This window comes from Pelomonas sp. BJYL3, from assembly GCF_027257975.1.
GTDB classification, from domain to species: domain Bacteria; phylum Pseudomonadota; class Gammaproteobacteria; order Burkholderiales; family Burkholderiaceae_C; genus Roseateles_B; species Roseateles_B flavus.
The window spans coordinates 310,026-333,397 of sequence record NZ_JANZKX010000002.1 but is presented as its reverse complement, the minus strand read 5'-3'; the positions used below and the strand labels follow the sequence as shown (position 1 = coordinate 333,397).

The window sequence follows — 23,372 nt, the reverse complement described above, 5'->3', positions numbered from 1 at the left end:
GGGCCTTTTTCATGGGGAGGAGACGTCGCGCGGCGCCTTAATGCCCCCGCAGCTCCCGGGCGACATGCGGCGCGCCGTAGACCTTCTCCAGGGCCTGCAGGATGGCGCGCACGTCAACCGAGGTGGCGCGGTTCTGGCGCTCGTCGTAGAAGAAGCGGCCGCCCAGGCTGTCGAGGTTGCCGTCGAAGATCAGGCCCACCAGCTCGCCGTCCTTGTTGACGATGGGCGAGCCGGAGTTGCCGCCGATGATGTCGTTGGTGGAGACGAAGTTCATGGGCACGCTCATGTCGAGCTTGTCACGGGCGGCGGCCACCTTGGGCGCCACCTTGAAGGGCGGCACGTTGTCGAAGGCATCGGCGCGGGCGAAGAGGCCGCCGAAGACCGTCTTGTAGGGCAGGCGGTAGCCGTCGCTCTCATAGCCGGCCAGGCGGCCGTAGCTGAGGCGCAGGGTGCCGGTGGCGTCCGGCGGCACGCTCTTGCCCATCAGCTCGAAGCGGGCGCGGCCCAGCTGCTCGGCGGCGCGCTTGAGGGGCTCGTCCACCTCGCGCTCCATGCGGCGGGACAGCTCGCGCTGCAGCGGGTACAGGCTGCGGGCCAGCACGATGGCCGGGTCGGTCGAGGCCTCGATGGCCGCCGCGCCGCCTTCCAGCAGGCGCACGCGCTCGGCGCGCTCGTCCAGGCGGCTGCCCTGGATCAGGGCCTGGGCCGCCGCGGCCGGCGCCTGCGAGCCCAGGGCCGCCTTCACGAAAGCATGGTCCTTGCCCAGGGCCTGCAGGGCACGCTCCAGCTGCAGCGTGTAGCGGGCCTGCTCCAGGTCCTTGTAGGTGGGCACGTCGGCGCGCACGCGGCGCTCGGCGGCGGCCAGGCCATTGGCCGAGTAGCCGCGCATGCGCTCGCCCTCGGGCAGGGCGCGCTCCTTGGTGATCTCGACCAGCGTCAGGGCCGTGCCCAGCAGGCTGCTGAAGCCCGCATTGGCATAGGCGGCCTCACGTGCCAGCGCGACCTGGCGGCGCGTGGCGGCCTCGACCTGCGCCCAGGGATCGTCCTTGCGACCCAGCTTGGCGTAGCCGGCGCGGAACTGCGCTTCCTCCTGGCGCTTGCGCTCGAAGTTGGCGGCGTCCTGCAGCGACTTGAGCTGGCCGGTATTGGCCTTGAGGGTGTTCTCGATGCCGGCCACCAGGGCGTGGGCGCGCCGGGCGCTCTCGGGCGACTGGGCCCCATAGGCCGCCAGCATCTTCAGCTGGGCCTTGGCGCCGTCCAGGGCCAGGGGCAGCAGCACGTCGCGCTTGGCCTGCAGCTGGGCCACGGTGTTGAGGCGGTCGGTGTTGCCCGGGTGGCCGATCACGAAGACGGGATCGCCCTCCTTGGGCGCCTGGCTCGCCAGCTTGAGGTAGTGCTCGGGCTGCACCGGCTTGCCGTTCTCGTAGACGCGCAGCAGGCTGAAGTCCAGGGCGAAGCGGGGGAAGTTGAAGTTGTCCGGGTCGCCGCCAAAGTCGGATGCATGGCCTTCGGGCGCCACGACCAGGCGCACGTCCTGCCATTCCTTGTAGCGGTAGAGGTGGTAGAGAGCGCCGCTGTAGAGCGTGACCACATCGCACTTCATGCCGGTGCTGGCCTTGCAGTCCCCCTCCAGCGTGGCGATGGCGGCCTTGCGGGCGGCGGCGGCCTCGGCATCGCTCATGCCCGGCTTGGCGGCGCCGGTGACAACGGCGGTGACGTCCTCCCAGGACATCAGCACGCGGGCGTCCGCGCCCGGGCACTGCAGCTCCTGCTCGCGGCTGGCGGCCACGAAGCCGTTGGCGATCAGGTCACGCTCGGCCGTGGACAGGCGGGCGATGCAGCCCCGCGCCACGTGGTGGTTGGTCAGCAGCAGGCCGTCCTTGGAGACGAAGGAGGCCGAGGCCCCGAAGCGCACGGCGGACTTGCGCACATGCTCCAGCCAGGCCGGGCTCAGGGTGATCCCATAGCGCTGCTGGATCAGCGGCAGCGGGGCGTTGTCGAAGGTCCACATGCCTTCGTCGGCCCGGGCCGGACCGGCCAGGCTGAACAGGCCGGCCAGCCCGAGGGCGGCGGCAAGCGGGGCACTGAGGGTGGAGGGGCAGGTCTTGCGCATGGTCAGTCTCGGTCAGCAGCAAAGCTGCCGAGTGTGCGCCGCCAGCCCCCTCGCCCGCCAGGCTCAGGCGACGAGCGACGGTTTGAGCGCCTTCAAGCCCGACCGGCCCCGCGCCTCACTGGCTGGTGGGCGGCTGCTCGGGCTGGACGTTGTTGCGGTTGGCGCCATTCCAGGTGCCGTACAGCGGATGGGGCATGTGCACCGGCGTGATGTCCAGGTACAGGCCCAGCACCGTGTAGTCCTCGGGCCCCAGCTCGTCGGTGCTCCAGCCCAGGCTGCCCTTGCCCTTGTAGAGGCGGAAGAGGAAGCCCAGCTCGGCCAGCGGATCGCCGGCCTTGGGGATCACGTCGAAGGCCAGGCCGCGCACCTCGGACTTGTTGCTGTCGATCAGGTAGGCCATGGCATTGGCGATGGTCTGGTCGCCCAGCATGTCGAGGTGGAAGAGGTCTTCGGTGTAGTAGGGCTTGTAGTCGGGGGCGTAGGGGTCCAGCTTCTGGCCGCGCAGCTTGACGGCGGTGGGCGTGGTGATGCGGGTGCGGGTGTTGAAGCGGTCGCCGTGGTCCAGGTAGGTGAGGCGGGCATTGGTGACGTTGAAGGCGCCCAGGGTGGGATCGGTCTTGACCTCGCTGAGGTCGACGATCATGGCACCGCGGCCACCGATGATCTCGATCTCGTCACCGCGGATCACGGCCGCGCTGTTCTCCTCCACGCCCAGGCCCAGCTTGTAGCCCTTGGCCATCATCAGCGGGATCATGCGGCCGAAGCGGCCACGCTTGAGGAAGTGCTGGTCCACGAAGAGCTCGGGGCCCACGAAGCCCAGGCCGCGGTCGACCTGCTTGCCCTCGGTCCACTTGCCTTTCATGATGTTGATGACGCTGGGCGCGTCGCGGAACATCACCGAGCTCATGATGGCCGCACCCGCCGAAGTGCCAGCCACGACGCCACCCTTGCGGTAGACCTCCCAGATGGCTTCCAGCATGGGCGTCACGTTGCCGCCGGGCATCAGCACGTCGACGATGCGCTCCTGCGAGCCGCCGGTGAAGAACACGCCCTTGGACGCCTTGACCTTGGCGATCAGCGCGGGGTCCCGCACCACCTTGTTCAGGTCCACCCAGCTGAACTTGGGTGCCACCGGCAGGGCCTCGGCCACGGCGCCGCGGCGCTGCAGCAGCTCCACGGCCTGCTTGGCGCTGGCCTCGGGGTCTTCCGAGGCCGTGCCGAAGACGACGAAGCGCGCGCCCTTGCCGCCAGCCAGCTGCACGATGCGGCCCCAGACCTCCTCGTTGTCCGACTTCAGCGCACCGCCGATGGGAATGGCATAGCCCTTGATCGGCAGGTCTGGCCCGGCCGGGGCGGCACTGGCCGCGGGCGCCGGCGCGGGCGGCTTGGGCGGGTTCGCGCGGCCCAGGCCCGGGATGATGGTCCAGATGCCGCTGGCGGGCGGCGGCGTGCTGCTGGTCGGCGTGGCGCTGGATTTCTTGTCGTTGCCGGCGGCCTGCGCAGACGGCGCACAGGCCAGCATCATCAGGGCCAGGAGCGCCGGCAGGGCAGGCAGAAAGGTCTTCTTCAGGACGGTCATGGCAGAGGCGTGTCGAGACGTCGGAACAGCAGGGTGTCAGTATGCGGGCCGGCCGCGGGCGATCCGTTCGCAAGTCGCACAGCCTTTACCTCAGAGTGGGGACAGGCGTTGTGCGCGATGCACAAATGTCGCCGGACAGGATTCACGGGCCTGTCATCACGGTGCCATCATGCCTCAGCCCGTCAGCAGCCGCACAGGCAAGACCTGACCCTCGCGCCCCGCGAAGGCGCCCTTCGTCACCAGGGAGTTCCATGAGCATGATCCGCACGCCCCGATTTGCGTCCCGCGCCACCGCGCAGGCCGTGCTGCTGTGCCTGGCCAGCGCACCGGCCTGGGCCCAGCAGCCGCCCGTCGACGCCCAGCTGCAGAAGGTGGAGATCACCGGCTCGGCCATCAAGCGCCTGGAGTCCGAGACCGCCCTGCCCGTGCAGGTGCTGACCCGCCAGGACATCGTCAAGCAGGGCCTCACCACCGCCGCCGAGATCGTGGCGCGGCTCAGCGCCAGCACCAACAACCTGACCGACGGCGGCAGCGTGGCCTACGGCGGCTTCCGTGACCAGATGGGCATGAATGGCGCCAACCTGCGCGGCATCGGCGTGTCCTCGACCCTGGTGCTGCTCAACGGCCGGCGCATGGCCAACTTCGCCTCGCCGGGTGACGCCGCCGGCGTGGACCTCAACAACATCCCGGCCGCTGCCATCCAGCGCGTGGAGATCCTGCTGGACGGCGCCTCGGCGCTCTACGGCAGCGACGCCATCGGCGGCGTGATCAACTTCATCACTCGCAAGGACTACCAGGGCATCGAGCTCAACGCCAGCGCCGGCAACAGCAGCGAGGGCGGCGGTGGCAAGCGCACGGCCTCCATCGCCGGCGGCTTCGGAGACCTGACGCGCGACGGCTTCAACGTCTTCGCGGTGCTGGACCTGCAGAAGACCTCTCCGCTCAACGCCAGCCAGCGCAAGTTCATCGACGAACTCGAGATCCCCAAGAACCTGCCGGACCTGCTCTCCAGCGCGAGCTTCCCGGGCAACCTGATCCTGAGCCGCAGCCAGCGCGACATCCTCATCGACGACGGCTTCTCCACCAACGGCAAGACCGTCATCAGCACGCGGACCATCAACCCGGCGGCAGCCACGGGCTGCAATGCGCCGGCCTCGCTGTATCTGCCGGCCGGCATCGGCGGCGTGGATGGCTGCACCTACGACTACATGCGGGACATCGAGCTCTATCCGAAGTCCAGCAAGACCAACCTCTTCACGCGCGGCGTGGCAGACCTGGGCCAGGGCCACCAGTTCTTCGCCGAGGCGGCGCTGAGCCGCTCACGCACGCTGTACTCGGGCACTCCCAATCGCGTCAACGCCGACATGGACGTCTCCAAGGTCGCCGCCCTGTCCAAGACCAGCCTGACCACGCTGGACGCCGACGACGAGGACCGCATCATCACGGTGCGCACCCGCCTGATCGAGGCCGGCCTGCGCACCAGCGAGCTGGTCTCCACCGGCCAGCGTGTCGTCGCCGGCATGAACGGCACGCTGCGGGGCTGGGACTACGAGTTCGCGCTCAACCACAGCCGCAACAAGGTGTCCGACCGCGACTACCAGGGCTACCTGAACGAGCAGATGATCCTGGACGGATTTGCTGCCGGCACGCTGAATCCCTTCGGGCCCTCCGGCGCCGAAGGCCTGGCGCTCTACGAGAAGGCCCAGATTCGCGGTGAAGTCCGCAACGCCACCGGCACGATGAGCAGCCTCGACTTCAAGGCCTCCAGCGCCATCGCCAAGCTGGAAGGCGGCGACCTGGCCCTGGCCGTCGGCGGCGAGCTGCGCCGCGAGCGTCAGAACTACCACCAGTCGGAGGCCCTGGCGCAGGACCTGATCCTGGGTGAGACCTCACAGGGCCCGGATGCCGACTTCGGCCAGTCGCGCCGCGTGGCGGGCCTCTACGCCGAACTGAGCGCGCCGGTCACGAAGGCGCTGGAGCTGCAGGCCGCCGTGCGCTACGAGCACTACCAGCGCACCGGCAGCGCCGTGAGCCCCAAGCTGGGCCTGAAGTACACGGCGGACAAGTCCCTGCTGCTGCGTGCCTCGGTGGGCTCGGGCTTCCGTGCCCCCAGCCTGACGGACCTGTACCGCCCCGTGACCGAAGGCAACTCCGCCACGGTGGTGGATCCGGTGTGCCTGGCCGCCGACCCCGACGCCACCGCCACGGACTGCGCAGACCTCTGGGTCACGCGCAACTTCAGCAACCCGAAGCTGAAGCCCGAGAAGTCCAGCCAGTTCAGCTTCGGCGCCGTCTTCGAACCCCGCCAGGGCGTGAACCTGAGCGTCGACTACTGGAACATCAAGAAGCGCGACCTGATCAGCACCCTGGGCGTGGACGTGATCCTTGCCGACCTCGCCAAGTACGGCAGCCTGGTCCATCGTGACGAAGACAACGTCATCGACCACATCGACCTGATCAAGGAGAACCGCGGCGGTCAGAAGATCGCCGGCCTGGACTTCTCGGCCTCGCTGAGCGGCCTCAAGAGCAGTCTGGGCACCTTTGGCCTGCGCCTCAACGGCACGCTGACGCTGAGCTCCAAGCAGCAGACCGGCAACGGCGATCCCTACGTCAGCAACCTCGGCCACTTCATCAATGACGGCGTGGTGCAGCGCTGGCGGCACACGGTCAGCGCCGACTGGGAGCAGGGCGACTGGAGCGCCACGCTGTCCAACAGCTACCTCTCCAGCTACACCGACCACTCGATCCTGAGCAAGCCCGAACGCACGGTGAAGGCCTACTCGCTGTGGGACCTGACTGGTGCGTGGAACGCCACCCAGAACCTGACGCTGCGCGCCGGCATCAAGAACCTGCTCAACACCGCGCCGCCCTACTCGCAGCAGGCCTGGTTCTTCCTCTCCGGCTACGACCCCAGCTACACCGACCCGCGCGGCCGCTTCGTCTACGCCAGCCTGCAATATCGTTTCAAGTGAGCTGTTTCAACTGAGCCGCTTCAAGTGAGGCGGTCGCTCAGCGGTAGCGCTGGAGCATGCGCTCCAGGCTGCCATCGCTGACGATCTCGCCCAGGGCCTGGTTGAGGGCGCTCAGCCGGACGCTGCTGCGCGGTGACAGCGCGCACTGGGTCTGGTAGCTGCTCACGGGCAGCGGTGCATGCAAGGGCACGGTGAAGCTGCCGATGCGCTGCTGGTACTGCAGGAAGCGCTGGGACACGGCGGCATGGTCCACGCGACCCAGGGCCAGCATGCGCAGGCTGGCATCGGCCGTGGGGGCGTCCTCGCGCCAGTTCGCGGCGCCCATCCGGGCCTGCAGCTCCGGGTAGGCATAGCCCCGCACCGTCCCCACGCGCTGGCCGGCCAGCGCCGCCAGCGAAGCCGGCGCCTCGCGTTCGCGACGCGTGACCACCCAGTAGGCGCCAGGCAGGAAGGGCCGGCTCCAGGCGAAGGGGCCCGGCAGCCAGGCCGGCAGGTAGTCGCACAGCAGGTCGGCCTCTCCCGAGGCCAGGGCCTGTGCCACGCGACGGCGCGGCAACACCAGGAAGCGCGGCTCGCGGCCCAGGCGCTCGCCCAGCAGCTGGGCGAGGTCATGGCTGATGCCCTCCTGCACCTGGCTGCGCTCGATGCGGGCGCTGGGCATCTCCTCGCTGTGATCCACCAACATCACCAGCGGCACCGCGGCCAGCGCAGCCGTCGGGACGGCGAGCGCGGCGCAGCACAGGCTCAGGTGAAAAAGGCTCGCTCGGGGCATGGCGGGATCATGCCCGACTCATGCCCCGAAGCCCGGCCGGGCGCCGGCGCTCAGGCCCGCATCACTGGGCAGATTGCCGGAAATCGCGCTGCAGGTTCGCGGCGCGACGACGCTCCTGGCGGCGGCCGCCCATGTCCTGCAGGGCCTCGTCGGCCTGGCGGCGCAGGGCCTCGGACGGGTGGGCCGCGGCGGCGGGGTCCAGCGTGGCCAGCCAGCTCCTGCCGGCCGGCAGGGTCTGGGGCGCGGCCAGCTTGTCCAGCTCGCTGGCGGCGACCCAGGGCATGACCTGGGACATCACCAGGGCCACGCGCGGCTTGATCCTCGCCTCGCCCACACGGCCTCGCTGGCCCCAGCTGACGATGATGTTCGAGCTGGTGCTGGTGGCCGTCAGGGGCGGGGTGATGGCCACGTCGCGCAGGATGCCGAAGCGCAGCTGCATCATGGCCTCCTCGGCCAGCATGGCGGCGTCCTCGCGGCCCACGGTGGTGCTGTCGGGCAGGGAGTAGTTGTACTCGTCCGTCGCGCGATCGGGTGCGAAGAAGCCGGTGATGTCCTGCGGCGTGTAGGCGCGCTGCACGGCCGTCGAGGCCTTGCCGAAGAACTGCACCTTGCCCAGGGCCACCATCTCGGCGGACTGCAGCGGCAGCTTGGCGGCCAGGTCCTCAGAGGCGGTCACGCCCGCTTGGATGTCATAGACACGCAGGGCCGGGTTGAGCACGCTGTGCAGGCGCGGCGGGGTGAAGTCACCCGCATGGGTCAGCTCGTGGTACAGCAGGCTGCCCAGGCGCGCATGCAGGTCCGGCAGCTCGCGGCTCTTGCGCTCGGCGATGGGGTAGCTGCCGCCGGCGTAGTCCTTGTCCTTCACGTAGCGCCACAGCATGGTGTAGCCCAGGTCGCCGCCGAAGTCGGCGCGCGGGTCGGGGGTCTCGCTGACCGTGTCGCGCTGCTGCGGCGTCAGCCACAGGTAGCTGGCGTCCAGGTAGATGGCGCCGGTGGCCTTCCAGTAGAAGGCCGGACGCACGCGGGCACCGATCACCACGGCGGTGGTCGCCTTCAGCAGGTTGCGGAAGTCGCCATGGACGTCCTGCTCGCGCAGGTAGCGCTCGAAGACCTGGGCCATCCAGTCATGGCTGACCAGCACGCGGGCCATGACCTGCTCCACGGTGGGCGTGGCGCCGCCGGTCTCGGTGCCCAGCATGGGCAGGCGGCTCATGGGGCAGAGATTGCCGCCGTCGAGCGCGGGGCTGTAGATGCAGGCGGCCAGGGCCTCGGCATGGGCACCGTTGCGCAGCCAGGGGTAGACGCGCGAGCTGGGGTTGCTGGCATCGAACAGCGGCTGCAAGGCGCGGCCCGGCTGCGGCTGCAGCAGGACCTGGAAGGCCTGGCTCAGCGTCTGGCCCGTGGCGAGCTTGACGTCGACGCGGAACCTCATCGCCACGTCCTTGCTCACCTCCGGCCCCTTGAACAGGAGGCGGGCGGTGTCCTGGCCCTGCAGGCTCAGGGCGGTCGGGCCCTCGGTCTGGGTCCAGGTGTAGGTGGCACCCGCGGCCTCGGCGGCGCTCAGCGAGGGCAGCCAGGCGCGCAGCGACGCGCCATTGCCGCTCCACAGCGAGGCATCGCCGCGCACGACCAGTGCCGGCTCCGTGGACGCCGGCACCGACAGCTGCACGGCCTGCGACTTGCGCTGGCCCTGGGGATCCAGGTAGCTCAGGCTGAAGCCGTAGTCGCCCGCCGCGGGCTCCACGCTGATCGCCGCCGAACGGGCGGACATCAGGGGCAGGGTCGCGCCCTGGGTCTGCGTCCATTGCGGGTCGCCCAGTGTGAAGCCGCAGGCCTGGGCCTGCACTTCCACATTGCGGCCGGCCTGCGCGTTGGAGGCCAGCAGCATCACCGAGCCGGGGGCGCAGGGGGTGGGTCCGGGCTGGATTTCCGTCCCCGTTCCGCCGCCCCCGCCGCAAGCCGCCAGCAGGGCCGCCGCGGCGCCCATTGCCAAGCCGGGCCGCAGCGATGCGGCCAGGCGCTTCATGCCTTCATTCATTTGATTCCCTCGCTCCAAAAGAGGGGCGGTTCGCTCAAGGCGACCGCCGTTCGTGGCTCGCCTCCTGCCCGCTGTCACCGCCCTGCGGCAGGGCCGCAGGGTGGCGCAGTCCTCGTCCGGGTCGCTGGAGGCCGCCGCGATTGTGGAGCAAATTCAGGGGACAAGCACCGGGGGTTCAGCCATTGACGATGCGGGCGTGGAAGCCGGCCAGGTCGTCCTCGCGCAGGCCCAGATAGATGGGCTCGCCATGGCGGCGGTGGATGTTGATCTTGGCGTTGTAGACCCGGTGCAGCAGGCCGTGCTTGTCCTGGATCTCGTACTCATTGATGCCGTAGCTGCCGCCGAAGGCCGTGTCGCGCTGACCGGTGAGGTAGCAGGCGATCTCGTCGATCTCCGAGCCGCCCAGGGCCAGGCCGTTGAGGGCCTGCAGGGGCGCACGCGTGCAGTCGACGAAGTCCTTGCTGTCCACCATCAGCATCTCGTCGTCGGCGTCGCGCATCGCGGTGTAGAACTTGCCGACCAGGATCTGCCCCGGCAGTGCGCGCTCGATCATGCGCGCCAGCTCGATGGTCACCTGGCCCACCAGGTAGCTGAACGAGGTCGGGTTCAGGCCCTCGCTCTGATAGAACTCGTAGTGCGAACCCACGTGGAAGCAGGCGCGCAGCCGCGGCACCGTGCCCTTGCGCGTGGCGCGCTCGCGGGCCAGGGCGTTGTCGGCCAGGATGAACTGCAGCAGCTGGTAGAGCTCCACATTGGCCGCCATGCCGCGCATGCGGTTCCAGATGTAGAAGCCGTCGCCCGTGGTGGTGCGGGCGAAGTTGATGTTGATCTCGCGGTCCAGCAGCTTGGCGTAGGCCGCGTTCACCGAGCAGGACAGGCTGCTCAACTGCACCACCTGCTCCAGCGGCGTCAGCAGCGAGAAGCCCACGGCGTCCAGCAGGATCACGGCGCGGTCCTCGACCAGGCGGATGCCGTAGCGCTCGACGATGGCGGCCACCAGGCGCAGGCCCAGGCCGTCGCTGGGCGAGAAGGGCAGGGCCACGTGCAGGGGCTTGAGCTCCAGCTCGCGGGCCGTGGCCTGGAAGGCCTCGGCGCTCAGATGCTCCTGCTGGGCCAGCAGGGTCTCCAGCATGGTGGCGCGGCGCATGCGCTCGGCACCGCCGGGCGCGCGCTCGGTGAACTCGGTGAGCAGGGCATGTGGTGCCAGCAGCACCTCCAGGCCGTGCTCGCTGGGGGTCCAGGCGTAGATCAGGTTCTCACCGAGGCTCCAGAGCTGGTAGAGCTTCTGGTCCAGCAGCACGATGTTGCGGCGTGCCACCTCCTCGTCCAACCCCGCCGGCAGCGGATAAGCCATGAAGCCATCCAGCCACGATTTGCGCTGACGGGTTTCTTCACTCAAGCTTGTCTCCAGGCGAACTGCGCAATGCAACGAATTGTCAGCGATGCTGCAACAGTTGGAGAGCCACGAATCGGGGGATTAACACGGATGTCTGAAGCTGCTGACAAGCCCTGGCAGCTGATGCAGCGCCAGGACGGCGCACTCGGCCTATCATGGCGGGTTTCCCCTTGCCGCGACGCGCATGTCCACTGAGCCCACCCCCCGTGCCCTGACCTCGCTGGAGAGCCCCATGATCCGGGTCCGCGGCGCGCGCACCCACAACCTCAAGAACATCGACGTCGACCTGCCGCGCAACCAGCTGGTGGTGATCACGGGCCTGTCGGGCTCGGGCAAGTCCAGCCTCGCCTTCGACACGCTCTACGCCGAAGGCCAGCGCCGCTACGTGGAAAGCCTCTCGGCCTACGCCCGCCAGTTCCTGCAGCTGATGGACAAGCCCGAGGTCGATGTGATCGAGGGCCTCTCGCCGGCCATCTCCATCGAGCAGAAGGCCACCAGCCACAACCCGCGCTCCACCGTGGGCACGGTCACCGAGATCCACGACTACCTGCGCCTGCTCTATGCCCGCGCCGGCACGCCCTTCTGCCCCGACCACGGTCTGCCCCTGGAGGCGCAGAGCGTGGGTCAGATGGTCGACGCCGTGCTGGCCCTGCCCGAGGGCAGCAAGCTGATGCTGCTGGCGCCCGTGGTGCGGGACCGCAAGGGCGAGTTCCTGGAGCTCTTCCAGGACCTGCAGGCCCAGGGCTATGTGCGCTTCCGCGTGGACGGCGTGACGGTGGAGGTGCCGGACCTGCCGGCCCTCAAGAAGGCCGAGAAGCACGACATCGACGTGGTCATCGACCGCGTGCGCCTCAAGGCCGACAGCGCCGAGGCCCTGCGCCAGCGCCTGGCCGAGAGCTTCGAGGCCGCGCTGCGCCTGGCCGAGGGCCGCGCGCTGGTGCTGGACATGGACCAGGGCACCGAGCAGATCTTCTCCAGCAAGTTCGCCTGCCCCATCTGCAGCTACTCCCTGCCCGAGCTGGAGCCGCGGCTCTTCTCCTTCAACTCGCCCGTGGGCGCCTGCCCCAGCTGCGAGGGCCTGGGCCAGGTGACGGTGATGGACCCCGAGCGCGTGGTGGCCTTCCCCACCCTGAGCCTGGCCAGCGGCGCGGTCAAGGGCTGGGACCGCCGCAATGGCTACACCTACTCGCTGCTGGAGTCGGTGGCCCGCCACTACCGCTTCGACCTGGAGCTGCCCTTCGAGGAGCTGCCGGAGCAGGCCCGCCAGGTGCTGCTGCACGGCTCGGGCACCGAGGACATCGCCTTCACCTACGAGGCCGAAGGGGCCAACGGCAAGAAGCGTTCCGTCAAGCGCTCGCATCCCTTCGAGGGCATCCTGCCCAATCTGCAGCGCCGCTATCGCGAGACCGACTCCAGCGCCGTGCGCGAGGACCTCGCCCGCTACATGGCCCCCAAGGCCTGCCCCGACTGCGAAGGCTCGCGCCTGCGCCGCGAGGCGCGCCACGTGCTGCTGCAGCCGGCCGACGCCGCGGTGAAGGGCCGGCCCATCTACGAGGTCGAGCACGCCACGCTGCGCGAATGCCTGGACTATTTCGAGGGGCTCAAGCTCAAGGGCGCCAAGGCCGAGATCGGCGACAAGGTCGTGCGCGAGATCGCCGCGCGGCTGCGCTTCCTCAACGACGTGGGTCTCAACTACCTGAGCCTGGACCGCAGCGCCGACACCCTCTCCGGCGGTGAGGCGCAGCGCATCCGCCTGGCCTCGCAGATCGGCTCCGGCCTCACCGGCGTCATGTACGTGCTGGACGAGCCCTCCATCGGCCTGCACCAGCGCGACAACGACCGCCTCATCGCCACCCTGCGCCGCCTGCGCGACCTGGGCAACTCGGTGCTGGTGGTCGAGCATGACGAGGACGCCATCCGTGCCGCCGACCACGTGCTGGACCTCGGACCCGGCGCCGGCGTGCACGGCGGCCGCATCATCGCGCAGGGCACGCCCGAGGAGGTGGCCGCGAACCCCGACTCGCTGACCGGCCGCTACCTGAGCGGCGCCGAACGCATCGAGGTCCCGAAGAAGCGCCACAGCCTGGCCGAAAGCACCGACCCGCGCACGCTGAAGATCGTCAATGCACGCGGCAACAACCTCAAGGGCGTGACGGTGGAGTTCCCCGTGGGCCTGCTGACCTGCGTGACCGGCGTGTCCGGCTCAGGCAAGAGCACGCTGGTGAACGACACCCTCTACGCGGCCGTGGCCCGCAAGCTCTACCAGAGCCACCAGGAGCCGGCCCCGCACGACGAGATCGAGGGCCTGGAGGCCTTCGACAAGGTCATCAACGTCGACCAGTCCCCCATCGGCCGCACGCCGCGCTCCAACCCCGCCACCTACACGGGGCTGTTCACGCCCATCCGCGAGCTCTTCGCCGAGATGCCCACGGCCCGCGAGCGCGGCTACGGCCCGGGCCGCTTCAGCTTCAACGTGGCCGGCGGGCGCTGCGAGTCCTGCCAGGGCGACGGCGTGCTGAAGGTGGAGATGCACTTCCTGCCCGATGTCTACGTGCCCTGCGACGTCTGCCACGGCAAGCGCTACAACCGCGAGACCCTGGAGGTGCTCTACAAGGGCAAGAACATCACCCAGGTCCTGGACATGACGGTCGAGGACGCCTGCGAGTACTTCGGCGCCGTGCCCAGCATCGCGCGCAAGCTGCATACGCTGATGGACGTGGGTCTGGGCTACGTGAAGCTGGGGCAGAGCGCGACCACGCTGTCCGGCGGCGAGGCGCAGCGGGTGAAGCTGGCGCTGGAGCTCTCCAAGCGCGACACCGGCCGCACGCTCTACATCCTGGACGAGCCCACCACCGGCCTGCACTTCGGTGACATCCAGCTGCTGCTGAAGGTGCTGCATGCGCTGCGCGATGCGGGCAACACCATCGTGGTGATCGAGCACAACCTCGATGTCATCAAGACCGCCGACTGGCTGATCGACATGGGCCCCGAAGGCGGCTCCGGCGGCGGCCGCCTGCTGCTGGCCGGCACGCCTGAGGCGCTGGCCGCCTGTGAAGACAGCCACACCGGGCGCTACCTGGCGCCGCTGCTGGCGCGCGGCTGAGGCCCGCGCACTCGGCAGAAGGGCCGCTGCGAAGCGGCCCTTTGTCAGGGGACGGCGCCGCCTCAGTGGCGGCGGCGGCGCGCCTTGAAGCCCATGGCCACCAGCCCGGCGACGAACATCAGCCAGACCTGCGGTTCGGGCACGGGCGTGACCGCGCCGGCAGGAATCTGCGGCGTGCCGCCCGGCGTCGGGGTGAAGTTGGTGCTGCCGGTGTCGGTGGGCAGGTTGGCCACCTGGGCGAAGCTGTTGCGATCGCTGGGCAGGTTGTCGATCACACCGGCGGCCGGCGGATCGATCAGCAGCGGCGCATCATCGACCTCGGACTTGGCGCCGATGATGTTCTCCGCGAAGGCCGGCAGGGCCGCCACCGGCTTGACGGGCAGGCGCCTGATGCGGCTCACGTTGCGGCACACGGTGGGCACGACCACGCAGTGGTTGTCCTCGCAATAGACCAGGCCGCGCTCGGCATGCTCGGAAGACCACTTCTTGCGCGTGACGGTGCGGCAGACATTGCCGCTGGCGCCGTAGTGCATGTCGCGGATCTCGGCACCGTACTCGCTCTTGCCGGTGATGCTGTCGCGCTGGATGGTGACCATGTCCTCGTACTGGCGCTCGCTCATGCGCTTCTTGAGCTTCAGCCGCGTGGCCTCGGGGATGTCCTTGTAGTCGTCGACAGCCTCCACCACATCGCCCATGAAAGGATTGACCCCCGGGCGGTCCCAGGAGCAGTGAGGCAGGGCGAGGCCCGAAGCCGCCAGCGCAAGCGTAGCGATCAATGGCATGGTGAGTCCCGTTCGACGAGGCTCCCGGTGCCGCGAAAAGGCCCGGGATGCTTGAGCCCGCCAGCGAGGGGACGGACTCTTTGGCGGCAAGTGTAGAGGCGTCGCCCGCCGCCCCCGGGCGACGCCCCCTGATCGCGGGGCCCTGGACGCATGAGGTATTCACGCTTTTCGCACGGGGCCTCAGGGTCGGCCGATGACACCGGCGCCGGCGCCCGGACTCGCAGGGCCCGCATCGCCAGGCGAAAAAAAACCCGGCGGGGCCGGGTTCTCATGCGGAAGCGGGGCTGCTGCCAGCCCCGCGTCACGACAGCTCACTTCAGGTGGCTGTTGATCAGCTTGGTCATCTCGAACATGTCGGCCTTGGCCTTGCCGAAGATTTCCTTCAGCTTGGCATCGGCGTTGATGACGCGCTTCTGCACTTCGTCCTGCAGCTTGTGCTTCTTGATGTACTCCCAGACCTTCTTGGTCACATCGGTGCGGGGCAGCGGCGCTGCACCGACGATGGCCGCCAGCGCGCTGCTGGGGGTCAGGGCCTTCATGAAGGCAGCATTGGGCGTGCGCTTCTTTGCAGGAGCTGCCGCCTTCTTTGCAGGGGCCGCAGCCTTCTTCGCCGGCGCTGCCTTCTTGGCAGGAGCGGCCTTCTTCGCAGGGGCGGCCTTCTTGGCCGGCGCAGCGGCCTTCTTGGCCGGAGCTGCCGCCTTCTTGGCGGGCGCGGCCTTCTTCGCAGTTGCCATTTCGATTCTCTCCATCAAAAGTTAGTTGATGTGCCGGGCCACGGGCGAAGGTCGTTCCTTCAAGTCTCTCTAGCACCCTGCGCGGCCAATGGTACTGCGGGCCTCTGGCAAAGAGAAGGCTTTGCAGGGGGAGGTTGCCCCTAAGACGGCCTCATTTGATGTCGTGCGGATTGCTTTTGTCGCGGCGCTGCATCAGTTGAGCGCCGCGGTGCCGCGGACAGGCCCATCAACACGGGGCTCTCGCGCCTCGCGCCATCGCGGCGCAAGGCCTTCAATAGACATCGCGACGGTAACGTCCTGATGCAATGAGCGCCTGCAGGCCGGCCTCGCCCAGCTGCTCGCGCAGCAGGCGATCGACAGCCTGCCCCATGCCCTGCAGGCTGCCGCAGACATAGATGGCGGCGCCCCGTGCCAGCCATTCGCGCAGTCGCTGCCACTCGTCCTGCAGCTGCTGCTGCACGTGGCGGCCCGGCAGGTCGCGCGAGTACACGCGGTCGACATGCGCGAGCAGCCCTTCGCGGTGCCAGGTCTGAAGCTCATCGTCGAAGTGGGTGTCGTGGCGCGCCTGCCGTTCACCGTGCAGCAGCCACACCGGCGCGGCCGTGCGGCCCGCGCGCCATTGCTCGGCACGGCGCTTGAGGTGCGCGCGCAGGCCGGCCAGGCCCGTGCCGTTGCCGATCAGGATCAGTGCCCGCTCCTCGTTGCCCGACTGCCGGAAACCCTCATGGGCCTGCAGCCGCATGTCCAGGGCCTGGCCCACTTCGAGCCGCTGGCACAGCCAGGCCGAGGCCGCACCGAGCGCCCCCTGCTCATCACGACGCTCGCGCACCAGCAGCTCCAGGGCGCCGTCCGCGGGCAGCGAGGCGATGCTGTAGGAGCGCGGCCGCTGCGCGTCGTCTGGCGGGAAGACCTGGACCAGATCACCGGCCTGCCAGAGGGGCAGGGCCTGACCCGGTGCCGCCTCGGCCACAAAGCGCAGCAGGTGCAGCGGCGCGCCCTGGCTGCCCGGGTTGAGGCAGCGGCGCTCCTGCAGGACCCAGCGCGTCGTCGATGCCGGGGCCTTCGCGGCCGGGGCTTCATGCAGCGGGTCCTGCAGGACCTCGGCGAGCTGCCGCCACCATTGATCGATCACCCGCGCATCGCCGCAGTCCACCTGCAGCGTCTCGAACAGGGGCTGGGCGCCGCGCGAGCGCAGCCATTGCGCCAGCGACAGGCCGAAGGCGCAGAAGGCCTGGTAGCGGCGATCGCCCAAGGCCAGCACGGCCGTCTGCAGCCCGGCCAGCGAGGGCGGCTCCTGGGCCTGCATGCACCCGCTGACGAAGGGCAGCGCACTGTCGGGCGCATCGCCCTCGCCCGTGGTGCTGGCGATGATCAGGGCCTGGCGAGCCTGCGCCAGCGTGCCGGCCTCCACCTTGCCCAGCGGCATCAGGCGCACGGCCCGGCCCGCGGCGCGCAGGCGTCGCGCGGTCTCCTCGGCCAGGGCCTGGGCCTGGCCGGTCTGGCTCGCATGCAGGAGCAGCAGGGCGCCGGCCTGCGCGCCCTCGGCGGCGAGCCGGCCGGCCTCGGCGCTCAACGCCTGCCGGTGCCGCCACCACAGCCAGGCACAGCCGACCCCGTAGACCGCCAGCAGCAGCATCGCGGCGCTCACGCGCGGGGCGCTCAGCAACAGGCTCATGCCGCATCCTCCAGCAGTGCCTGCAGCGCGGGCGACAGCAGCTGGCGCCAGCCCCCGCCCTCGCGCAGCACGAGGCGTGCCGCCAGCCCGCGGGACGCCGCCAGGGTCAGGCCTTGCTCGGGGCCCAAGACCATCAGCGCGGTGGACCATGCGTCGGCCCACATGGCGCTCTCATGCAGCACGCTCACCAGGGCGAGCTCATGCGCCACCGGCTGGCCGGTGCGCGGATCCAGGGTGTGAGACAGGCGCCGCCCCTGCTCGTCGATGCGAAAGCGCCGGTAGTCGCCCGAGCTGGCCACGGCCAGCTGGTGCAGGGCAATGCGCAGCGTGGGCAGATCGCAATCCGTGGCGGGCGGCTCCACGTCCACCCACCAGGGCTGGCCCTCGGGCTTGAGCCCCTGCCCGCGCAGCTCGCCGCCGATCTCGACCAGGTGGTGCGGCAGGCCCAGCTCGACCAGCAAGGCCGAGATGCAGTCCACCGCATGCCCCTTGGCGATGGCCGAGAAGTCCAGCATCAGCCCGCCGGGCTGCATCAGATGGCGGCGCGGTGCGTCCCAGCGCAACTCGCGCCAGGCCTGCAGCGGCGCACGGGCCTGCGCAGGCGGCTGGCCCGGCGGACCGAAGCCCCAGCGCTGCACCAGGGCGCCCATGCAGGGGTCGAAGGCCCCGGCGCTGGCCTCCGCCACGTGCAGCGCGGCGGCGATGACCGCAGCAAAGTCGGGCGGCAGGTCCAGGCCCTTGCCGACACGCAGGCCATTGAAGCGGCACAGCAAAGAGCGGGGCTCCCAGTGGCTCAGCTCGGCCACCAGCGCGTCCAGCCGCGCCTGCACGGCCGCCTGCACCGGCGCCAGGCGCAGGGCGGCCGGCCCATAGCAGAGCAGGGACCAGCTGGTGCCCATGGTCTGCCCCTGCAGGCTGTGCAAGACCTGACCCCAGGGCGGCGCCTCAGGCCGCAGCTGCCTGGAGATGGCGATCTGCGGCGGGGCGCGGTGCGGGGCCGGGATGGGGGCCGGGGAGGGGAACATCGTTCAACGCGGCAGCACTTCAAAGCTGGCGCTGAGGTTGGCGCGGCGCAGCGGCTGCTCGCGCGTGCCCGTCACGCCCTGCGCGGGCTTGTCGCCCTGGGCGGCGCCCAGCCAGTAGCGGCCGGCCTCGGTCCATTCAACAGTGAACTCGCCCTTGGCATCCGTCTTGATCAGCTGCTCGCCCAGCTTGTAGCGGTAGCGGTTGCCCTCGCGCAGCAGGCGCACCGACGCCTCGGCCAGGGGCTGGCCGTCCAGCAGCAGGCGGAAGCGGCTGCGGTCACCATGGCTGAGCTCGGTGACCGGATCCAGGGGCAGCAGCTCCAGGCCCTGGCCCTCGGGCACGAAGGCCAGCTTGCCCGGCTCTTCCTTGCTGACGAAGATCTGCTGGCGGTTGTGCACCTGGGTCAGGCCCTGCAGCTGCGCGCCGGCGGGCAGCTCCTGGTCCAGGGTGGCGGGCGTGGCGCGGAAGCGCCTGGTCTGGCCGTCCAGCACATAGCTGCCCATCAGGGCCAGCTGCACATGGCTGACGCGGTAGGTGCCGTCCTGCGTGAGGCGCAGCTCGAAGCTCTCGCGATGGCGGGCGGCCGTGCGCTGCTGGGCCTCCAGCTTGCTGCCGTCGGGCGCCGTGATCAGGATCTGCTCCAGCTTCAGGGCGCGCTCGAAGACGAAGAGGTCTTCGGACACCGCGGCATCCACGGACACCACGGGCTCCTTGCCATTGACCTGGTAGCTGTTGGCCAGCAGCCAGGTCATGTGGGCCTGGGCGCTGCCGGCCAGGCACAGGGCCAGGGCGGTCAGCAGGGGTCGGGTCTTGCTCCACATGGTCAGCCTCCTCACGGTTTGGTGTTCAGTTGCACGGCGCCGAGCTCATGCTCGCCCTGGGCCTTGGCCTGCTGGGCCGCCTTGACGGGCCAGGCCAGGGGCAGGCGCAGGACCTCGCGGCCGCCGGCCTCGCGGGCGGCTTCCACCACCAGTTCGTAGTTGCCGGCCGGCAGCTGGGCCAGGGCAGGGTGCTTGTCCAGCTGCAGCACGGCCTCACCGGGCGCGCGGGTGGCGCCGCTGACGCCGTCCGCCGGCAGGCTCAGGGACCGACCGCCCTGGCGCCACCACTGGCGCATGTCGCGCAGCCATTTCGTGCCGCCGTTGTTGGGCTTCTTGAGGTCATACCAGACGGCCAGCTGCGCCGCCGCGCCGGCTTCGCCGGGCTTCTCCAGCCACACGGCCACATAGGGCTTGTGGTACTCGGCCACGTTGAGGCGGGGGATGTCGAGCTTGAGCTGGACTTCGGCCGCCCAGACCGGCGAGCCCGCCAGGCCCAGGGCGCCGAGGGCCGCGAAGCGGGCGCTGAGGAGAGAGGTTTGCATGAGGGTGTCCTTCCAGATTCCTTGAATTCAGTGCACCAGCAGCAGGGCCAGCAGCACCGGCAGGACCAGGCCCGCGCCGACCAGGGGCCAGGTGCTCGGGCGCCGCCCTGCGTGCTGCTGCAGGATCAGCAGGCCGGTGAGGCAGAACAGCAGGCAGGCGCCTGCGAAGACGTCGATGAACAGGCTCCAGGCCCGGCCGGCATGCCGGCCCTTGTGGAGGTCGTTGAAGTAGGCCAGCCAGCCGCGGTCGCTGTTCTCGTACTCCAGCACGCCGCTGTGCCGGTCCAGGCGCAGCCAGGCGTCACCGCCCGGGCGCGGCAGGGCCATGTAGAGCTCCTCGGGCGACCACTCGATGCTGCCGTCGCTGGCCAGCTCGGCGTCCAGCTCGCGCACCAGCCAGTCGCGCACCGGCGCAGGCACCGCGGCATCACCCTGCAGCGCGCTGGGCGCCAGGGCCGGCAGCAGCGCGGCGGGCAGGGTCAGCTCGCGCTGGACCACACGCGGCCTGCTTTCGATGTCCGATGCATGGTTGAGCGTGAAGCCCGTGACCGCGAACAGCAGCATGCCCACCAGGGACAGCGCCGAGCTGATCCAGTGCCACTGGTAGAGCGTGCGCATCCAGCCGGCCCTCGAGGGTTTGGCACCGGGCTTGGCGATGTCGGTCATTCCGCCCATTGCTGCAGCAGCTTGTGATAGTGGCCGGTCAGCGCCGTCACCTCGGCGTTGTCACCCAGCTGTCCGCGCAGCTTGACGATGGTCATGTCCAGCTCGAAGAGCATGGCGCGGCGCCAGGCGTCGCGCACCAGACTCTGTGTCCAGAGGAAGGAGGCGATGCGCGCGCCCGAGCGCACCGGCTCCACGCGGTGCAGGGAGGTGGAGGGGTAGACGATGGCATCGCCCGCGGCCAGCTTGACCTCGTGCGTGCCGTAGCTGTCTTCCACGATCAGCTCGCCGCCCTCGTACTCCTCGGGCTCGGAGAGGAAGACCGTGGTCGACACGTCGGTGCGCACCACCTGGCCGCTGCGGCGGTCGGTCTGCAGGGCGTTGTCGATGTGGTTGCCGTACTGGCCCCCGCCCTGGTAGCGGTTGAACATGGGCGGCAGCACGTGGCGCGGCAGCACGGCCGAGAGGAACAGCGGATGGCGCTGCAGGGCCGCGGCCACACGCTCGGACAGGGGCAGGAAGGCCGGGGAGTCCGGGCTCAGCTGCTCGTTGTCCTTCGCGCGGGCGGCCTGCGGGCCGGCGGTGGCAAGACCTGACACCCAGCCTGCCTCATCCAGGGCGCGCCGCAGCGACTGCACCTCCGACTTGCCGAGAACTTCGGGAATGTGCAGCAGCATGCGGGGCTCCTGGGGATGGGGTGGGTGTCAGCGCCGCGCTCAGAACAGCAGGTTGGCGCTCAGGCTCACATTGCGCTCGGCGCCGAGCTTCATGCGCGCACCGCTGTTGTTGAGCGAGGCGATGTAGGTCTTGTCGAAGACATTGCCCACGTTGAGCTGGAACTTCAGCGTCTTGCTCCAGGCATAGGACGCCATCAGGTCGGCCACCGTGTAGGCCGGGATGGTGGGCATGTTCTGCGCCGCCGTGGCCGTGGTGATGGCGCGCTTCTGCTCGGACACATGGCGCAGGCCGCCGCCCAGGGTGATGTCGCCGAAGGTGTAGGAGGTCCACACCGTGGCCGTCCAGTCCGGCGACCAGCGCACGCCGATGGTCTCGGTCGTGCGGTCGCTGCTCCACTGGTTGGACTGCCTGGTCTTCATGCGGGCGATGCCGGCCGAGACCTGCCAGAAGTTGGTGATCTGGCCCACGGCGGAGAGCTCCAGGCCCGTCACGCGGGTCATGCCCACGGGGACGGGGTTCTTCAGGTCATCGTAGGAAACCTGGCCCTCATTGCGGGTGTGGTACAGGGCCGCGCTGACGTTGAGGCGGCGGTCCAGCAGCTCCCACTTGGCGCCCAACTCCACATTGCTGGTCTTCTGCGGATCCAGCGCGGCATTGGCCTGGCTGGTGGCGCTCGAAGACAGCGCGAAGTTCTCGCCGCCCGGCGGGGTCAGGCTGTTGGCCAGCGAGAGGTAGACCGTGCCCTCGGCCACCGGCTTGTAGACCAGGCCCAGGTTCCAGCTCTTGAGCCAGTCGCTGCTCGTGAGGTTGCTCGACGCGAAGCTGCCCACGTCGTAGCCCAGGGGCTTGTAGGTGGCCAGGTTGCCGCCCGTGCCGCCGGTCACCAGGGTGCTGCTGTTGGTGCGCAGGCTGTAGTGCTCCACGCGCAGGCCGGCGTTGAGCTTGAGCTGCTGGCTGATGTGCAGGGTGTCGAAGGCGTAGAGCGCCTGGGTGAGGCTGCGGCCGTCGGTGTCGGCGCCGGTGGCGATGGGCGTGCCCAGCACGTCCGCCAGGTTGGGCGCGTAAACATTGGCATTGGGCAGGGCGATGCCCGGCACCTTGGTCTTGTTCAGCACGACGTCCACGGTGCTCGTGCTGCCGTTGGTGAAGCCGCGGTTGTTCTGAGTTTCCATCAGCAGCTCGAAGCCGGCGCTGACGTCGTTCTGCAGGCCGCCGAGCTTGAAGCCGGTCACCACATGGGTCTGATTGCCCAGAATCTCGTTGCGCTGGTCCACGCGCTGGCGGGTGCGTGCCACCTCAAGGGCCTGGGTGCCGGCGTTGATGCTGAGGCCGTTGATGCCGGTCAGCACACGCTCCATGTGGGTGCGGCCGTAGCGGGTCAGGCTCTTGAGCTGGGTGCCGCCGCCCAGGTCCATCTCGAGGCGGGCCGAGAACATGTCGGCGTCCACCTTCTCGTGGTCGGCGGGGCTGCCGTAGAAGTTCTCGCGGCGCACCTTGCTGGCGGCCTGGATCCTGGCATCGGCGTTGTAGAAGCCCTGCATGCCGGTGGTGGGGATGCCGCCGTCCGGCACATTGTCCTGGCGCAGGTGCTGGGAGTAGAGGAAGACGCGGGTGGGCGTGTTGAGGCCGAAGGCGATGGAGGGCGCAACGCCCCAGCCCTTGTTCTTGACCTGGTCGCGGCCCTCGACGCCGCCGTCCTGCACCATCACATTGACGCGGGCCGCGGTGTTCGTGCCCAGCTGCACATTGCTGTCCAGCGTGGCGCGCTTGCGGCTGGCGGTGCCCAGGCTCACATTGAGCTCGTTGAACTGGTCGGCCTGGGCCTGCTTGCTGATCAGGTTGATGTAACCGGCGCTGGCGCCACGGCCGATGTCCGCACCGGACGGGCCCTTGACCACCTCCACCGACTCCAGATTGAAGGTGTCACGGGTGACGGCGCCCAGGTCACGCATGCCATCGACGAAGGTGGCGGACTGGGTCGAGAAGCCACGCATCTGGAAGGTGTCTCCGGCCGCGGTATTGCCGTTCTCGCCCAGCTGCATGGTGATGCCGGGGGTGTTGCGCAGCGCGTCCATCAGCGAGGCCGCGCCCTGCTCCTGCAGCATCTCCTTCTTGATGACCTGCACGGTCTTGGGCGTGTCCAGCAGAGGCTGGGTCAGCTTGCTGTTGGCGCTGGTGTCGGCCTTGAAGCCGGATTCGGGCGCGGCGGTGGCCTTCAGGGTGGGCAGCACCTGTTCTTCAGCCTTGCGCGGGGCCGGGGCATTCTCGGCGGCGAGGGCCAGGCCCGGCAGGCTGCCGGCCAGCAGGGCCAGGGCGGTGGTGCTCAGGCGGGCGGGGGCCGCGTGCTTGCGGCTCTTGATGTGCGACATGGAGGCTCCGTTTCAACGTTCAGGGGGCGGCTGGCTACCGAAGGCCGGGCCTCGCACCCCCTCGCCCTGCCGGGCCGGTGCGCGAGGCACCCCGCCCGACGAAACGGAT

At 69.6% G+C, this 23,372-nt stretch carries 16 protein-coding genes; 2 read left to right on the top strand and 14 right to left on the bottom strand.

What is annotated here, in order from left to right; genetic code table 11:
• Positions 1-37 precede the first annotated feature (37 nt).
• Together O9Y01_RS07210 and O9Y01_RS07205 are read right to left on the bottom strand one after the other, a co-directional pair.
• On the bottom strand, positions 38-2,113 hold the full coding sequence (locus tag O9Y01_RS07210; protein ID WP_269630856.1) for a S46 family peptidase: 2,076 nt from the start codon (positions 2,111-2,113) through the stop codon (positions 38-40).
• A gap of 115 nt (positions 2,114-2,228) precedes the next feature.
• Complete coding sequence (locus O9Y01_RS07205) at positions 2,229-3,692, bottom strand: cyanophycinase (protein ID WP_269630855.1); 1,464 nt, start codon at positions 3,690-3,692, stop codon at positions 2,229-2,231.
• A gap of 251 nt (positions 3,693-3,943) precedes the next feature.
• Between O9Y01_RS07205 and O9Y01_RS07200 the strand changes: the two genes are divergently transcribed.
• Complete coding sequence (locus tag O9Y01_RS07200) at positions 3,944-6,664, top strand: TonB-dependent receptor (RefSeq protein WP_269630854.1); 2,721 nt, start codon at positions 3,944-3,946, stop codon at positions 6,662-6,664.
• Positions 6,665-6,701: 37 nt separating this feature from the next.
• Here the strand turns inward: O9Y01_RS07200 and O9Y01_RS07195 are convergent, their stop codons facing one another.
• The 3 genes from O9Y01_RS07195 to O9Y01_RS07185 all read right to left on the bottom strand — a co-directional run bounded on the left by O9Y01_RS07195 (position 6,702) and on the right by O9Y01_RS07185 (position 10,828).
• Positions 6,702-7,436, bottom strand: a complete 735-nt coding sequence (locus tag O9Y01_RS07195; protein WP_269630853.1) for a substrate-binding periplasmic protein — start codon at positions 7,434-7,436, stop codon at positions 6,702-6,704.
• A 61-nt stretch (positions 7,437-7,497) separates the two neighbouring features.
• Positions 7,498-9,474, bottom strand: a complete 1,977-nt coding sequence (locus O9Y01_RS07190) for a hypothetical protein (RefSeq protein ID WP_269630852.1) — start codon at positions 9,472-9,474, stop codon at positions 7,498-7,500.
• Positions 9,475-9,649: 175 nt separating this feature from the next.
• Positions 9,650-10,828 carry a hypothetical protein gene (locus tag O9Y01_RS07185; RefSeq protein WP_269630851.1) on the bottom strand — a complete coding sequence of 393 codons (1,179 nt, stop codon included), beginning with the start codon at positions 10,826-10,828 and terminating at the stop codon, positions 9,650-9,652.
• Between the two features lie 226 nt (positions 10,829-11,054).
• Between O9Y01_RS07185 and uvrA the strand changes: the two genes are divergently transcribed.
• Positions 11,055-13,973 (top strand): excinuclease ABC subunit UvrA, encoded by a 2,919-nt coding sequence (gene uvrA, locus O9Y01_RS07180; protein WP_269630850.1) that lies wholly within the window; start codon positions 11,055-11,057, stop codon positions 13,971-13,973.
• A 62-nt stretch (positions 13,974-14,035) separates the two neighbouring features.
• Here uvrA and O9Y01_RS07175 read toward each other — a convergent pair whose 3' ends face one another.
• From O9Y01_RS07175 to O9Y01_RS07135, 9 genes are all read right to left on the bottom strand, one after another.
• Positions 14,036-14,755 carry an MHFG family PEP-CTERM protein gene (locus O9Y01_RS07175; protein WP_269630849.1) on the bottom strand — a complete coding sequence of 240 codons (720 nt, stop codon included), beginning with the start codon at positions 14,753-14,755 and terminating at the stop codon, positions 14,036-14,038.
• Positions 14,756-15,066: 311 nt separating this feature from the next.
• Positions 15,067-15,489: an SWIB/MDM2 domain-containing protein gene (locus O9Y01_RS07170; RefSeq protein WP_269630848.1), complete on the bottom strand. Its 423-nt coding sequence runs from the start codon at positions 15,487-15,489 to the stop codon at positions 15,067-15,069.
• A 271-nt stretch (positions 15,490-15,760) separates the two neighbouring features.
• Positions 15,761-17,164 (bottom strand): flavodoxin domain-containing protein, encoded by a 1,404-nt coding sequence (locus tag O9Y01_RS07165; RefSeq protein WP_269630847.1) that lies wholly within the window; start codon positions 17,162-17,164, stop codon positions 15,761-15,763.
• Positions 17,161-18,189 (bottom strand): FAD:protein FMN transferase, encoded by a 1,029-nt coding sequence (locus tag O9Y01_RS07160; protein WP_269630846.1) that lies wholly within the window; start codon positions 18,187-18,189, stop codon positions 17,161-17,163. Before O9Y01_RS07160 ends, O9Y01_RS07165 begins: the two co-directional genes overlap by 4 nt.
• Before the next feature lie 3 nt (positions 18,190-18,192).
• Positions 18,193-19,011 (bottom strand): DUF4198 domain-containing protein, encoded by an 819-nt coding sequence (locus O9Y01_RS07155; protein ID WP_269630845.1) that lies wholly within the window; start codon positions 19,009-19,011, stop codon positions 18,193-18,195.
• Between the two features lie 11 nt (positions 19,012-19,022).
• A complete protein-coding gene (locus O9Y01_RS07150; RefSeq protein WP_269630844.1) occupies positions 19,023-19,553 on the bottom strand; it encodes a DUF2271 domain-containing protein in 531 nt (176 codons plus the stop codon).
• A gap of 27 nt (positions 19,554-19,580) precedes the next feature.
• Positions 19,581-20,219 (bottom strand): PepSY-associated TM helix domain-containing protein, encoded by a 639-nt coding sequence (locus tag O9Y01_RS07145; protein ID WP_269630843.1) that lies wholly within the window; start codon positions 20,217-20,219, stop codon positions 19,581-19,583.
• Positions 20,216-20,893 carry a Fe2+-dependent dioxygenase gene (locus O9Y01_RS07140; RefSeq protein ID WP_269630842.1) on the bottom strand — a complete coding sequence of 226 codons (678 nt, stop codon included), beginning with the start codon at positions 20,891-20,893 and terminating at the stop codon, positions 20,216-20,218. The genes O9Y01_RS07145 and O9Y01_RS07140 overlap by 4 nt, the downstream gene beginning before the upstream one ends.
• A 39-nt stretch (positions 20,894-20,932) precedes the next feature.
• Complete coding sequence (locus O9Y01_RS07135) at positions 20,933-23,263, bottom strand: TonB-dependent receptor domain-containing protein (RefSeq protein WP_269630841.1); 2,331 nt, start codon at positions 23,261-23,263, stop codon at positions 20,933-20,935.
• Positions 23,264-23,372 lie beyond the last annotated feature (109 nt).